Annotated in this window: 11 protein-coding genes; all 11 read right to left on the bottom strand. The window is 34.6% G+C overall.

Translation table 11 applies throughout. The annotated features are described in order from the left end of the window. Window positions 1-33: 33 nt before the first annotated feature. The 11 genes from SHI72_RS04960 to SHI72_RS05010 all read right to left on the bottom strand — a co-directional run bounded on the left by SHI72_RS04960 (window position 34) and on the right by SHI72_RS05010 (window position 14,866). Entirely contained in the window at window positions 34-318 is a 285-nt protein-coding gene (locus SHI72_RS04960; RefSeq protein ID WP_035628749.1) for a GNAT family N-acetyltransferase, read from the bottom strand. Between the two features lie 5 nt (window positions 319-323). Continuing rightward, window positions 324-719 (bottom strand): OsmC family protein, encoded by a 396-nt coding sequence (locus SHI72_RS04965; RefSeq protein WP_323489240.1) that lies wholly within the window; start codon window positions 717-719, stop codon window positions 324-326. A 4-nt stretch (window positions 720-723) separates the two neighbouring features. Continuing rightward, window positions 724-1,605, bottom strand: a complete 882-nt coding sequence (locus SHI72_RS04970; RefSeq protein ID WP_323489241.1) for a pirin family protein — start codon at window positions 1,603-1,605, stop codon at window positions 724-726. A gap of 15 nt (window positions 1,606-1,620) precedes the next feature. Further along, complete coding sequence (locus SHI72_RS04975; protein ID WP_039117646.1) at window positions 1,621-2,499, bottom strand: pirin family protein; 879 nt, start codon at window positions 2,497-2,499, stop codon at window positions 1,621-1,623. A gap of 452 nt (window positions 2,500-2,951) precedes the next feature. Continuing rightward, window positions 2,952-4,967, bottom strand: coding sequence for a heavy metal translocating P-type ATPase (locus SHI72_RS04980; RefSeq protein WP_323489242.1), 2,016 nt, complete (start codon window positions 4,965-4,967; stop codon window positions 2,952-2,954). A 2-nt stretch (window positions 4,968-4,969) separates the two neighbouring features. After that, window positions 4,970-5,581, bottom strand: coding sequence for a class I SAM-dependent methyltransferase (locus SHI72_RS04985; RefSeq protein ID WP_323489243.1), 612 nt, complete (start codon window positions 5,579-5,581; stop codon window positions 4,970-4,972). A gap of 7 nt (window positions 5,582-5,588) precedes the next feature. Further along, window positions 5,589-6,812 carry an efflux RND transporter periplasmic adaptor subunit gene (locus tag SHI72_RS04990; protein ID WP_323489244.1) on the bottom strand — a complete coding sequence of 408 codons (1,224 nt, stop codon included), beginning with the start codon at window positions 6,810-6,812 and terminating at the stop codon, window positions 5,589-5,591. A gap of 11 nt (window positions 6,813-6,823) precedes the next feature. Next, window positions 6,824-11,140, bottom strand: a complete 4,317-nt coding sequence (locus tag SHI72_RS04995) for a CusA/CzcA family heavy metal efflux RND transporter (RefSeq protein ID WP_323489245.1) — start codon at window positions 11,138-11,140, stop codon at window positions 6,824-6,826. Between the two features lie 104 nt (window positions 11,141-11,244). Then, a complete protein-coding gene (locus SHI72_RS05000) occupies window positions 11,245-11,574 on the bottom strand; it encodes a DUF6660 family protein (RefSeq protein WP_323489246.1) in 330 nt (109 codons plus the stop codon). A gap of 248 nt (window positions 11,575-11,822) precedes the next feature. Beyond that, window positions 11,823-12,920: a DNA alkylation repair protein gene (locus SHI72_RS05005; protein ID WP_323489247.1), complete on the bottom strand. Its 1,098-nt coding sequence runs from the start codon at window positions 12,918-12,920 to the stop codon at window positions 11,823-11,825. 611 nt (window positions 12,921-13,531) lie between these two features. Further along, entirely contained in the window at window positions 13,532-14,866 is a 1,335-nt protein-coding gene (locus SHI72_RS05010; protein ID WP_131474494.1) for an esterase/lipase family protein, read from the bottom strand. Between the last annotated feature and the right edge of the window lie 31 nt (window positions 14,867-14,897).

The following is a 14,897-nucleotide window of genomic DNA, read 5'->3' on the forward strand; positions in this document are numbered from 1 at the left end:
TTGCAGCTCAAAACCTTTGTCCCTTTGCATCTCTTAATGAAACAATACATCTTTTATATCGTCCGTTTTATCAAATACGCTTTTCGCAAAAGGACAAAGCGGAATGATTTTTAGATTGTTTTCGCGAGCATATGTTACTGCTGCCATAACTAGTTTTTTCCCAACACCTTTACCGTTAAAATCGGGATTTACTTCGGTATGGTCAATTATAAATTTAGTATCTCCAGCCCAAGTATAGGTCATTCTTCCACCTTCTTTTCCGTCTTCTACTGCTTTATAATATCCTTTTCTTCCTTCGTTTATTTGTTCTATTTCCATAATATTTAGTCTAAAGTTGTTTGTATTTGTATCGTGTTTGTTAGCGTTTTGTGAATTGGACAACTATTGGCAATTTTTAAAAGCCTTTCCTTTTGAGTTTCCTCTACATTTCCTGTTATCTCTATCTTGCGGTTTAATAAGGAAACGTTTTGTTCTGAGTTTCGCTCAAAATCTACCGAAATATTAATTTCTGTAACATCCCATTGTTTACGGTCAATATACATACGTAATGTGATCAATGTGCAAGATGCCAATGCAGAAGCCAATAACTCGGAAGGGGAGAAGCCTAGATTTTTTCCCCCCATTTCTTGTGGCTCATCAGCAATAACAATATTACCGCTTGCCGATTTTATTTCCGTTCGATATTTTCTTGTGTCAATACTTGCTGTTATCGTATTCATAAATTTATCGTATTTGAGGTTTTGGTAAAGGGACAAAATCGGTTTCACCAGGGACTTTTGGAAAAGTTTGTGCTTCCCAGTCTTGTTTTGCTTTTTCCAATATTTCTTTGTCTGATGAAACAAAATTCCAAAAAATGAAATGTTCTTCTGGAAATGGAGTTCCTCCAAATATATAAACGGTTGTATTGGCAGCGATTTCAAATTCGCATAAGGTACTGTCGTTTGCAATCAGGATTTGTTTTGGGTCGTATGTATGTCCATCAGCTTTTATACTTCCGTCAAGAATATATAATCCGCTTTCTCCAAATAAATCTTTTCCGATGTTTATTTTTTGAGCCGACGTGCTTTTGATCTCAATAAAATATAACGGACTATACACGGGAACTGGTGATTTTTTTCCGAAAGCTTCTCCTGCAATTAGCTTATAAGAAACTCCATCTTTTTCCCAACTCGGAATATCACTGGCTTCTACATGCACAAAATTAGGTTCCATTTGTTCCAATTCTTTTGGTAACGCTACCCAAATTTGTAATCCATGAAGCGTTTTTTTAGATTCACGCAAGTATTGTGGTGTTCTTTCAGAATGCACAATTCCTTTTCCTGCTGTCATCCAGTTTACTGCTCCGGGTTTGATTTCTATTTCGGATCCTAAACTGTCTTTGTGCATGATACTTCCCTCAAATAAAAAGGTAAGGGTAGATAATCCGATGTGAGGATGTGGCGGAACATCTAAATTTTCTTGTTCGCTTAAATGAACCGGTCCCATATGGTCAATAAACACAAATGGTCCAACGGCTCTTTTTTGCCGAAAGGGCAATAATCTTCCTACCATAAAATTACCAATACTGGCAGCGCGTTCTTCAATAATTAGATTTACGTTTGACATATTATATTTTTTAAATTAATCTTCCAGAGTTCCAAATTTACCATTATTGTAATCATTTACAGCCTGAACTAATTCTTCCTGCGTGTTCATTACAAAAGGTCCGTGAGTAGCAATTGGTTCTTTAATTGGTTCTCCGCTTAAAATCAATACGATACTATTTTCTTGTGCTTCGATATGAAAATCTTCGCCTTCATTTTCGAATAAAACCAAATGATTTGTCGGTACGTTTGTAATATCGTTTACTGTTATACTACCTTCTATAACCAATAATGCAGTATTGTAAGTTGCGGGGAAATTAAAAGCTGCTTTTCCGCCTTTAAGTAATCTTGCATTAAGCAAGTGCAAAGGAGTAAAGGTAGATGCAGTTCCTTTTACATCTTTATATTCTCCAGCAATCACTTCGATATGACCACCATTTTCAGGAAGTTCATATTTATTAATTTGGTCATTAGTGATTCCTTGGTATTTAGGTTTCGACATTTTGTCTTTAGCAGGTAAGTTTACCCAAAGTTGTACCATTTGGAAATCACCTCCAGTTTTACTGAAATTTTCTTCATGATATTCTTTGTGCAAAACTCCCGATGCTGCAGTCATCCATTGTACATCGCCTTCGCCAATTACTCCGCCACCTCCGCTACTATCATGATGTGCTACTTTGCCTTTATAAGCAATAGTTACGGTCTCAAAACCACGATGTGGATGTACACCAACACCTTTTGGAGTATTTGTAGGCGGAAAATAAAATTTTGAATTATAATCTAGCATGATAAAAGGGCTCATGCGTTTCATACTTAATTGTGGTACACTTGGAATAAAATTGTGCACTCTAAATCCATCACCAACATAATGTGGTTGTCTTGGAGCTACTACTATTTCTATATTTTTAGTTTTCATAATGTATTTGTTTTATTGTTATACAAAGTTACTCTCATTATGAAAAATGTAACTTAATGTAGATTAAGAAGTGAGTTAGTATAAAAGTAAGGAATATTATTTAATTTTTTTTAGTTGAAGGTTTTTGGTTGTCAGTTGTTTGTTTTTAAAATGATGAATTTTAGTAAATTATGATTAATTGTATTCTCGACAAAGATTGTCTAGAAGGGAACGCGGATGAGACTGATTCGCTAAAGTGAAAACACGATCCCGAAGCGTCGGGACGGATTTTCTCTTGTCTAGATTCTAAATGTCATTAAGTTTAAAAAAACAGCTGCAATACTGTACCGAATAAATCTCACGCAAAGTTGCCTAGTTTGTCAGAAATGACAGTATTGTGTTTTCTCAAAACAAAAAAAGGACGTTCATACAAAATCGTACAAACGCCCTTTTTAAACTATTAATAGAATATCTTAGAATTTCATTTTCTGAATCCTTACGGCATTTAGAATCGCTAATAAAGCAACACCAACATCTGCAAATACAGCTTCCCACATGGTTGCTAAACCTCCTGCACCAAGTATTAGCACAACAGCTTTTACAACAAATGCTAAAGTGATATTTTGCCAAACAATCTGCTTTGTTTTTTTACCAATGTTTATAGCTGTATAAATTTTTGTTGGTTGGTCGTTTTGGATAACGATATCTGCAGTTTCAATTGTAGCATCACTTCCTAAACCGCCCATTGCAATACCTGCATGAGCAAGTGCTACAACTGGTGCATCATTTACACCATCGCCAACAAATGCAATTTTCAGGTTTTTGTCTTTTAAGGCTGTTACTTTCTCGACTTTGTTTTCAGGCAATAAATCTCCGTAGGCTTCGTCAATATTTAGTTCTTTTGCTACAGCATTAACAACAGCAGTTTTGTCGCCCGAAAGCATAACTGTTTTTACGTTTATCGAATGTAAACTCTGAATCGCTTGTTTGGCATCTTCTTTAATTTCATCGGCGATTAAAAAGTAACCTGTATATTTCTGGTTAATGGCAATTACGATTATAGTAAACGGTGTATTGTCTATTTCGGAATCATAACTTATGTTGAATTTCTTTAATAGTTTAGCATTACCTGCCAAGATTTCGTTTCCATCAACTTTTCCTTTTAAACCATGACCTGCAATTTCTTCTACATCAGTAACCGAAACACCTTTTTCAGTACCTTTTGCATATTCGATTATGGCAGTTCCTACTGGATGCGTTGATTTGGTTTCGAGCGCTGCGGTATATTTTACTAAATCTGCTTCTGGAATATCTATTGCAACTACTTTCTGAACTTTAAAAACACCTTTGGTCAATGTTCCTGTTTTGTCCATTACAACAACTTGAATGGCTGCCATGATATCAAGGAAACTAGAACCTTTAAATAATATTCCGTTTTTACTTGCTGCTCCAATTCCGCCAAAATAACCTAGTGGAATAGAAATAACCAAGGCACAAGGACAGGAAATAACCAAGAATACCAATGCTCGGTACAACCAATCGCGGAAGATATATTCATCTACAAAGAAGTAAGGCAATAAACAGATTGCAATTGCGGAATACACTACAAATGGTGTATATACTTTGGCAAATTTCCTAATGAACAATTCAGTTGGCGCTTTCTTAGCGGTTGCATCCTGAACCATTTCCAGAATCTTAGATAATTTACTATCGGTATATAATGCTGTAACGCGTACTTCGGCTACTGAGTTTAGATTTATCATTCCTGCCAAAACACTTTCGCCTTTGCTCTTGGTGTCAGGTTTACTTTCGCCTGTTAAAGCCGCTGTATTAAACGAAGCATTATCAGAGAGTAATTCTCCATCTAAACCTAGTTTTTCTCCAGGTTTAAGCTGAATAATAGCCCCAATTTGAACGCTTTCGGCTTTAATTATTTTTGGCTGATTATTTTCCAGAATAGTAACCTCATCAGGACGTTGGTCGAGTAATGATTTAATGTTTGCTTTTGCTCTGGTAACTGCCAGTGTCTGGAAAGTTTCGCCAATAGCATAAAACAACATTACTGCAACTCCTTCGGGATATTCGCCAATGGCAAAAGCTCCGATTGTAGCAATACTCATGAGTAAAAATTCTGAAAAGAAAGAACCCTTTCGGGCGCTTTCTAATGCTTCTTTAACGACTGGAAAACCTACGGGTAAATAGGCAATTACATACCAAACGATTCGTATCCATCCCGTAAACCAGTTTTGTGGCAAATAATTATCAAAAACAATAGCAATAATTAATAAAATAAAGCTAATTATTGCTGGAGCAAACATCTGGAAAACGGTTTGGTCTCCTCCCGAATGGTCGTGCCCGTCGTGATCATCATGAGTTTCTTGCTCATCATGGGAACAACATCCTGAATTCGTATTTTTTGAAGATTTTTTATCGGGGACTTTACAATCTACTTGCTTATTATTCTCGTCGGGTTTATGTTGATGGTTCATATTTATTTCTTTTTAAATCCACAAAATTGAAAATTCTGTGTTGTGTTAAATGGTGTAATATGATCTTCTGTAAAACATTTTATTGTTTCAAAACTTTTTTGGAAAGTATCTTTCATATTCTTTTCAGAATATTGCTTTATTTCTAATCCGCTACATTTTAATGGTCCATTTTCTGAAAATGTGCCTAATAAAAAATGACCATTAGGATTGACTGCATCACTGATAATGGAGACATATTTATTGATACTTTCGTCATTAGTTAGAAAATGGAAAACGGCTCTGTCATGCCAAAAATCGAATTTTACATCAGGGATAAATTCTGTAATATCCGAGACAATCCAATGTACTGAATTAGCTTTTTCGCCTAAGCGTGTTTTTGTTTTTTCTAGTGCTGCTGCCGAAATATCCAATATCCAAATGTTTAGAAAACCTTTGTCTAATAAAGCATCGACCAGATTACTATCGCCACCGCCAACATCAATGATATTGGCAGTTTTTGATAGTTTTATGTTTTCTATATAATCTATTGCAGTTTTAGGATATTCTTGTGTCCAGCTTACTTCATTTGGAGTTTTGGTCGTGAATACATTTTCCCAATGTTGCTTATTATTCATATAAAAATTAATGTGTGTGCTCTCCACCGCCTTTTTGGGCTGCTAATAAGTAGAAAGCACCCTGTGTAACAATTTGACTATTCTCAGGGATTGAAGTTACAAATTTTATTTCGGTATATCCCATATCGGTTGTACCAGGAATAACTTCTATTGCTTTAAAGTGTATTTCTTCATGCTCCTCTTTGTGTTCTGCTTCAGATTCTTGTTTTGCTCCTTTTTCAGGATGAGGATGTGAATCTTCTTTTATGTAGATAAAAAATTTGTCCCCATTTTTTGCAACAGCTGCTTTAGGTAAAGATGGAACTGTGGCACTGTTTAAATTGATATTAGCAGAAACATACATTCCTGATATTAATCCTTTGGCATCATCTGGGTTTATTTTGGCGTGAACCGCAACAGTTTTACTTTCGTTAGAAAACGATTTATTAATACCAAATATTTTTCCTTTTATCGATTTATTAGATTGATTGGTAAGAATAAAATCGACTTCCTGACCGATTGAAATTGAACCTAAATCTTTTTCATATACGTTCAAATCTAAGTGCATCTGGCTATTATCAACTACTTCAAACAACGGGATTCCTGTATCTGCAAATGCACCTTTGGCAATGCTTATTTTCCCCACATAACCACTTATTGGCGATGTAATAGGTATTAATGCGCTGTTACTGCTTGTGCTTACATTTAATGCTTGCAATCTATTTTTTGCAGCTTGTGCTCTTGCTTTTTCTACAGCTAGTTTTGCTTTTACTTCCTGAAATATTTTTCGGGGATTTACATTTTCATCAGCCAATGTTTTCTGACGATTGTATTCCAATTGTAAATACTCGATATTGGCTGTAGCCGATTTATAATCTTCTAACATTCCAACAACTTCAAGATTTTGGATGGTTGCCAAAACTTTTCCTTTATTTACAAAAGTACCTTCCAGAACAAAGATATCTTTAACTGTTCCGCCAAGTAATGTAGCTATTTGAGCCGAATTTTGAGGAGGAACTGTTGTGTATCCATTGGCTTTAATAATGGTGTTGAGGTTGCGATTTTCGACTTTACCAAATTGAATTCCAACTGTCTTAAATTGCGCTTCGGTTAATGATACTTCTGTTTGTTCCTTTTCTTCTTCATGTGCTTCTTCTGTTTTCTTTTCGTTGCATGATGTTAAAGCCAGCATTAAAAAAGCAATTGGAAGTAGAGTAGAAGTTCGGAGTATTGTGTTCTTTATATTTTTCATTGTATGGAATATTAGTTATTGGAAATTGTTGGAAATTGTAATCGAATGGCACTTTGATTGTATGTATTCAAAGTCTCAGCATATTGTTTTTTGATATCAATTGCTTGATTTAAAAAACTGATATACGTCCAATAACTCATATCTCCGTTAGCATAACTTTTTTGTGCTGTCGTAATAATTTGTTCTGCATACTGCAAACCTTCTGTTTGATAATAATGTAACCCTTTTTCCTGTTTTTCAAATTCATTTTGTAGTTCCTGCATTTGTAATTCCAGTGAAAATTGATTTTTCTCTAATTCCAGTTGTGATTGTGCAATACTTATCGAAGCTGCTTTGGCTTTAGCCGTATTTACACCTCCAAACAACGGAATTTGTAAACCAGCTGTAAATCCTTGAAACATAGATTTAGTATCGATAGTCTGAGCAAAATAACCTAAACCTAATTTTGGTGTACGTTGTGCTTTAAACGTATTGGCTTCTTTTTGGAAAACCGAAATTTGTTGCTGATAATAATCATTCATCAAACCTTCTACTTTCGATTTATTAGATTCGGTGAGAGAAGCAAATTGAAGCGGTGTAGTACTATCAGGCACAATATTTTCTTTTGTTCGAACAAAAAACTGTAATTGCTTCTGATAAATAGCCAAATCGTATTCTAATTGTGCCTTTTGGGTCTCAATTTCTTTAGATTTAGCCTTTGCGCTAATAACTTCTATATTGCCACTTTCGCCTGTTTTAAAACGAAGTTCTGCATTTTTTAGGAACAAAGCATACACATTGAATAATTCGGTATTTAGTTTTTGAACAGAAACACCGTATAGATATTGATAATAGGCTAGCGTTACGGCTTTTTCGATTTCATATTCGGATAAAGCTTTTTGTTTTTCGGCTAGTTTTACCAGTTCTTCCTGCAATTGTCGGTTGGCTTTGGTGATTTTTCCGATAGGAAAATATTGCTGTACCGAAACATTATTATCATATGAAGCACTATTAAATTGCCCTCCCTGATATTCTACTTGCAAAGGGTCGGGTTGAAACGCTGTCTTTTTAAGCACCGTTTGTTTTTCTATCTCTTTATCAGCAATTTTCAAGTTAATACTATTAGTTTTTGCCATTTCGATTGCTTTATCCAAACCAATAGGTTGGTTGTTTTGTGCAAAAGAAAAGCTGCTAATAAGTAATAAAAGCACTGTTACTATAGGTTTTATCATTGTCGTTTTTCTTTTAATTTTCGTTTCGAATAATAAGTATAGTATCGGCAAAACAATAAGTGTAAGTAATGTAGCCGAGAATAAACCGCCTATTACAACTGTTGCAAGAGGTTTTTGTACTTCGGCACCGCCACTAGTAGATAATGCCATTGGTAAGAAACCTAAAGAGGCTACGGCAGCGGTCATTAAAACAGGACGTAATCTTGTCTTGGTTCCAATTAATACACGTTGTAAAGGATCTGTAATACCTTCGGCTTTAAGCTGGTTAAAGTAGGATATTAGTACAATTCCGTTTAACACTGCAATTCCAAATAAAGCAATAAAACCAATTCCTGCCGAAATACTAAACGGCATTCCACGCATCCACAATGCAAATACACCACCAATTGCCGAAAGCGGAATTGCGGTAAATATCAAAGCGGCTTGTTTAGTGCTTTTAAAAGTGAAATAAAGTAAAACCAAAATTAAACACAAAGCAATTGGTAAAGCAATAGAAAGACGTTTATTGGCTTCTATTAAGTTTTCAAATTGTCCTCCGTAAGTAACATAATATCCTGCAGGAAGTTTGAAATTGTTGTCCAGTTTTTGCTGAATTTCTTCTACAACACTTTTTACATCACGTCCGCGAACATTTAGTCCGATAGTAATTCTACGTTTACCATCTTCACGAATTACCTGTACTGGACCTTGCTCGTAATCTACAGTTGCAACTTGCGAAAGTGGCACTTGCTGACCATTTGGCAACGGAATAAATAAATTACTCACATCGTTAATGTCGTTACGATTGTCTTTGTTCATTCGAACTACGATATCAAATCGTCTGTTTTCTTCATAGATTTTACCTGCAGCTTCTCCTGCAAACGAAGAACGAAGAATTTTATTTAAATCCTCGATATTCAGACCATACAAGGCGATTTTATCATAATCATATTTTATGGTAATCTGAGGCAATCCACTTACTTTATCGGCTTTAAGGTCACCAATACCTTCAATTTTATTGATTTTTGAAATTAATTCATTGGCTTTTCTTTCCAAAACATCCAGATTGTCTCCAAAAATTTTAATAGCAATATCACTTCGGCTACCTGTCATTAATTCGTTAAAACGCATTTGAATAGGCTGAGAAACTTCGATATTGGCTCCAGGAATTTTTTCCATTTCCTCTTTCATCATATGTGCAAGGTCTTGCCAATTATCTGCGCTCGTCCATTCTTTTTTGTCTTTTAGCACAATAATCAAATCTCCACTTTCTATAGGCATCGGGTCGGTTGGGATTTCGCCACTTCCTATCTTGGTTACAATGGTTTTAATCTCTGGAAATTTTGCTTTAAGCATTTTCTCATATTGGGTTGTTGTTTTTATCATTTGCGATAAAGAACTTCCTGTCATGATCGTAGCATTAATGGCCAAATCTCCTTCTTCGATAGTAGGAATAAATTCTCCTCCCATGTTTTGAAACGTTACAAGAGCAAGAACAAATAATGTAACAGCAATACCTAAAACAGCTTTCTTAAAACGCAATGCTTTATCTAAGAATGGAGCATATATTTTTTCGAACCAAGCCATCATTCTGTCACTAAAGTTTGGTTTATGCTCAGTGGTTTTAGATAAAAACATGGCACTCATCATCGGGACATAAGTAAGCGATAATATAAATGCACCAATAACGGCAAAACCAACTGTCATTGCCATTGGTTTAAACATTTTTCCTTCGGTTCCAACCAAAGCTAATATTGGGAGATAAACAATCAGGATGATGATTTCTCCAAAAGCAGCACTATTTCTGATTTTTGAAGCTGAAGCATATACTTCTTCGTCCATTTCAGATTGAGTTAATTCTTTTTTCTTCTTGAGTTTTTGCAAATGATGCATCGTGGCTTCGACAATAATTACGGCACCATCGACAATAATTCCAAAGTCAATTGCTCCAAGACTCATTAAGTTTCCGCTTACGCCAAAGGCATTCATTAAGATTACAGCAAACAGCATCGCTAGCGGAATCACAGAAGCTACAATTAGTCCTGCACGAAGGTTTCCTAAGAATAATATCAGTACAAAAATTACAATTAAAGCTCCTTCCAGTAAGTTTTTAGTAACAGTTCCTATTGCATTATCTACCAGTTTGCTTCGGTCAATAAATGCTTCGGCAACAACACCTTCGGGTAACATCTTGTTTACCTCAATCATTTTTTCTTTTACACGCTCTACAACTGCTTTAGAGTTTTCTCCTTTTAGCATTAGCGTTAAACCACCTACAATTTCGCCTTTACCATCTTTGGTTGTAGCACCAAAACGAATGGCATTTCCTAATTGTACCGTTGCTACATCACGAACCAAAATAGGAGTAGCATTTCTATTTTTAATAACAATGTTTCCTATATCTTTTATTCCAGATGCCATACCAACACCACGAATAAAATAAGCGAATTCATCTTTTTCGATATAAGCACCACCAGTATTTTGGTTGTTTTTTTCGAGAGCGTCAAAAATTTCTGTAATCGTAACTCCGGCACTATTTAAGCGGTTTGGGTCAACAGCAATTTCGTATTGTTTTACGCTTCCTCCCCAAGTGCTTACTTCGGCAACCCCTTTTACACCTTGTAATTGTGGTACGATAATCCAATCCTGAATCGTTCTTAAACTGGTAGCATTGTATTTATCTTCGTAGCCTTTTTTGGCATAAACATCGTATTGATAAATTTCGCCAAGACCTGTTGTAATTGGAGCCAATTCTGGCGTTCCGGCATATTTAGGGATGTTTTCTTCGGCTTGTTTTAATCTCTGGAATACTTGTTCACGTGCCCAATAGGTATCGGCATTTTCTTCAAAAACAACAGTAACAACCGATAATCCGAAACGAGAAATACTTCTAAGTTCAATTACTTTCGGAATTGTTTTTAGAGATTGTTCTATCGGATAGGTTATTAATTGTTCTACTTCCTGACTCGCAAGAGTAGGAGCGGTAGTAATAATTTGCACCTGATTATTTGTAATATCAGGAAGCGCATCGAGCGGTAAATTTTTAAGTGAAAAACTTCCCCAGGCTATAAGAACCAAGGTTAGTAATAGTATAATGAATTTATTCTTTATACTAAATTGTATAATCTTATCTAACATTTTCAGGATATAATGAATGAGAAATCAGGACGAGAAATCGCCTGTTTTTTTGTGGTACACCACAACACATTTACCCGTATCCCGAAGCGTCGGGGCGGGCTACATTATACTATTTGGGGTGGTTGCCAAATACTTCCGTAGAAATTGGAAGCAAGAATTGAATGGTAAGATGATAAAGGCTTTTTAATAAGAGCTGTCTCTTCGTTAAAAATCCATGTAATGGCAGGAGCTGCAGTTAAAACTTGAGCTGCGCAACAATTACAACTACAGAAAGGAGCGCAAAGGTCCAATCCTTTTGTGTGAGATTGATGACCATTATCTTTACTTACTATTTCGCTTGTATGCGATTTAGTTTCGCTTTCCAGCGTATCTGCACAAGGCAAGCACGATAGCACGATTAAATAAACTGATAATATGATGTTAATCCATTTCACGGCAGTAAAATTACAGATAAAAGTCTGATATTTTAAAAAATATTTATGTTTTTTAGCAGAATAATAACATAGTTTTAGTGTAAAACCTTGAGGTATAAGTAAGGTCTTGTTCAGGAAATACCTATTTTTTTATCTAAATTTTAAAAAAAAACGAACCATATAAGTTATGTAAGTTCATTTAAGGAAAACTTATATTTCCTTATATCACTTATATGGTTTTTAAAGAAACAACTGTTTTATTCTTAGTATTAAATCAATTCGAAATCCAGTAATTCGCTTTCAGTACCATTAATTATTATCGATAATTGATGTTTTCCTAAATGGAATACACGTGTTGTGATTATCTTAAAAGATTGGTTTCTTTTAATCTTAACCAATTGATTTGGCTGATAAATACGCTCACTAATTTTGAATACTTTTTTAGCCAGATGCCCTTTTGATTTCTGATAATAAACGGCATATTCTAATCGAATAGTTTTACTCTCAGAGTTAGCATTATTCAATGAAAATTGAAATTCTAGGTATTCGCCAATTTTTACTTTTGGAGTACCAATTTCAAATTCAGATAATAGGATATTAGTGCTCTCTAAGCCATAATGTTTCAGGATATCTACATTACCTTGTTTTAGTAAAGTGCGAGAACCATGTTTGATAATAGCATCGGTTTCGGGGCTTATATTTTGCCATTTGGCAGCAATATCAAGTACAATTTCGGGATTGTCTTTTACAATGTCGTTGAGGTTGTTGGCAACGCTTCGACGAACATATTCGGACGAGTCAGTTTTTAAATTTTCTAATATTGGTAAAATTGGCGTAGGGTCTTTCTTTAAGGCAGGAATAGCCATTGCCCAAGGTAATCGAGAACGAGAACCTTCACTAGCCAAGCGTCTTACATGGTGATTTTCATGCAAAGACCATTTTATCATTTCATCAATCATATCCTGATGGTATTTAATAATAAATGGACGAACGGCAAACTCACAACTTATAAATTGCGTAATCATTACAAAAGCTTTTGCGCTTGTTTTAAAATCATCAATACCGTATTTCTCTATATAATCAGCAAAAAAGATAAAAGCCAGATTACCATCAGTAAATTTGTTTTTCTTTAAATTCTCGATAATATTCTCAATTGTTAAAACTGCTTTTCCAAAGTCTTTAGGCATAAATTCATGTAAGACAATTGTAGTATGCTGCATGCGATCTTTCCATTCTTTATTGACAAAATCAGCATCAAAAATCAAATTCATAAAGTGTTGTTTGTCAAAGTCAGGAATGACTTTAGCTACACAATCAGTAAAATTTTCGTAAAAAGCAATCGAGTAAATATCTTTAATTAATCCCATTTGATAGTAAATTGAAGTTCAAAGATATCTAATGTTTACAATAGATAATGTACCAAAAGGAAAAATATTTAAACCATTAAGGCATTAAGTTTCATAAAGCGTAAAGCCTAATTTTCTTAATGTCTTAATGGTAAATAAGACAAAAAATAACCATTAAGACATTAAGTTTTTATAAAGCGTAAAGCTTAACTTTCTTAATCTCTTAATGGTAAAAGAATACAAAAATAAACCATTAAGACATTAAGTTTTTATAAGCATAAAGCTTAATTTGCTTAATATCTTAATGGTAAAAAAGACAAAAATTAACCATTAAGATATTAAGTTTCATAAAGTGTAAAGCTTAATCTTTCTTAATCTCTTAATGGTAAAAGAAGATAAAAATTAACCATTAAGGCATTAAATTTCATAAAGCGTAAAGTTTAAATTTTCTTAATCTCTTAATGGTAAAAGAATACAAAAATAAACCATTAAGGCATTAAGTTTTATTGAGCGTAAAGCTTAATTTTCTTAATCTCTTAATGGTGAAAAAGGTAAAAATAAACCATTAAGGCATTAAGTTTTATTGAGCGTAAAGCTTAATTTTCCTTAATACCTTAATGGTGAAAAAAATATTATTTAGGTAAATAAGATAAATCTTTAGCAATGTCTAAATAAAATTTATTTAGCCAAGTACTAGTTGATTGTAAATAATCAGGAGCCACAACACTTAAGTGATCTTGCCCTTTAATAGTAGGATGCACATCCCAAACACCTTTTGGCGCCAACTTTCTGTTAAGAGGATCCATTAATACATAATCATGCCCAATAGGATATTGACTTGAAACTACACTTACTAGTCCATCATTTGGTCTCCAATTTAAAAAACCAAGAGGTAAGCTTGCTGTGGTTCGGCCTATATTAGCCGCTTCAAGCTTAAATAAAAGACTCATAGTAGAGGCTGGCGACCAAGTTCCATTAGTTTGCTCAACCATGTCATTAAATGTATATGATGCATAATAAACATTTGGCGAACTCTTAACCCATTCGTTTTGTACCTGCATTGCTTTTACACTCAAGTCATACATACAATTATCTTGCGAATTCCAAAAACGAGCCGATGATGGAGCGCCAGAAGATGTTTTGTCAAATATCCTGTCAAAATATGCCTTTACAGTTTCATTTTTTTGGCGTTGTAATCCCCATTGACCAAGGTCAAAATTGTAAAATGTATTTTGCTCTAGTCCAATTCCTCCTATAGCACCCATTCCAAGTACCATTTTCATAAGATCCTCTCTAAAATAACCAGAATCTACAGTTAAAGCACCATTTTGCACACCCGCAATTGACGTAAGACTTGCTACCCAATTTTTTTTATTTCCTTTAAATAAGTCCGAAGTCGGAGCTTCTTGACCACTAGGGACATAAGCTTTTTCTGCTGCATCTCCATTTTCTAGTAGCTGAATTAAAAATCTTGGAGACGCACCTCCTAAACTATGACCAACAATGTGTACTTTATTAGTAGCACTCCATTGTTTGTAAAATCCAGGATAAGTATCGCCATAACGGTTATGTCCATGTTTTAGAGCATGCGCAGCACCATAATCTACTCTTCCGCCTACGATATTATAGTAAAGCTCAACAGCACGATCCCAATTACTAGATATTGGCCCTACCGATGCCGTAAAAGTTTTATATCCGTAAAGGTTTAAATAGGTTTGAGTATCTCCAAGTCCGCCCCAATAACGATAACCAAGCATTTCATCGCGTCCCCAGCCGCACATTCCGTGAACCAGTACGATAGGATAATTATTTTGTCGTTTGTTAGGATAAGCATCGAGACTGTTTGTCGTTACTTGTTTTGAAGTAAGAGATTTTGTGGTTGCGGTTGTGGCAGCCGAAGTCAAATCTTCTTTTTCACACGAAGTAATAATTGTTATGCAGAAGAGTAAGAGAATAATTTTTTTCATAAATAAGAATTTAATTTTTTTTTTAAAATTG

The sequence above is a fragment of the Flavobacterium sp. PL02 genome, from assembly GCF_035013205.1.
Taxonomy (GTDB): domain Bacteria; phylum Bacteroidota; class Bacteroidia; order Flavobacteriales; family Flavobacteriaceae; genus Flavobacterium.

Bases quoted from the DNA above. Each gene is read 5' to 3' on its own strand.
- SHI72_RS04995 (WP_323489245.1), bottom strand. From the start codon at position 11,140: ATGTTAGATAAGATTATACAATTTAGTATAAAGAATAAATTCATTATA.
- SHI72_RS04980 (WP_323489242.1), bottom strand. From the start codon at position 4,967: ATGAACCATCAACATAAACCCGACGAGAATAATAAGCAAGTAGATTGT.
- SHI72_RS05010 (WP_131474494.1), bottom strand. From the start codon at position 14,866: ATGAAAAAAATTATTCTCTTACTCTTCTGCATAACAATTATTACTTCG.
- SHI72_RS04965 (WP_323489240.1), bottom strand. From the start codon at position 719: ATGAATACGATAACAGCAAGTATTGACACAAGAAAATATCGAACGGAA.
- SHI72_RS04960 (WP_035628749.1), bottom strand. From the start codon at position 318: ATGGAAATAGAACAAATAAACGAAGGAAGAAAAGGATATTATAAAGCA.
- SHI72_RS04985 (WP_323489243.1), bottom strand. From the start codon at position 5,581: ATGAATAATAAGCAACATTGGGAAAATGTATTCACGACCAAAACTCCA.
- SHI72_RS04975 (WP_039117646.1), bottom strand. From the start codon at position 2,499: ATGAAAACTAAAAATATAGAAATAGTAGTAGCTCCAAGACAACCACAT.
- SHI72_RS04990 (WP_323489244.1), bottom strand. From the start codon at position 6,812: ATGAAAAATATAAAGAACACAATACTCCGAACTTCTACTCTACTTCCA.
- SHI72_RS04970 (WP_323489241.1), bottom strand. From the start codon at position 1,605: ATGTCAAACGTAAATCTAATTATTGAAGAACGCGCTGCCAGTATTGGT.
- SHI72_RS05005 (WP_323489247.1), bottom strand. From the start codon at position 12,920: ATGGGATTAATTAAAGATATTTACTCGATTGCTTTTTACGAAAATTTT.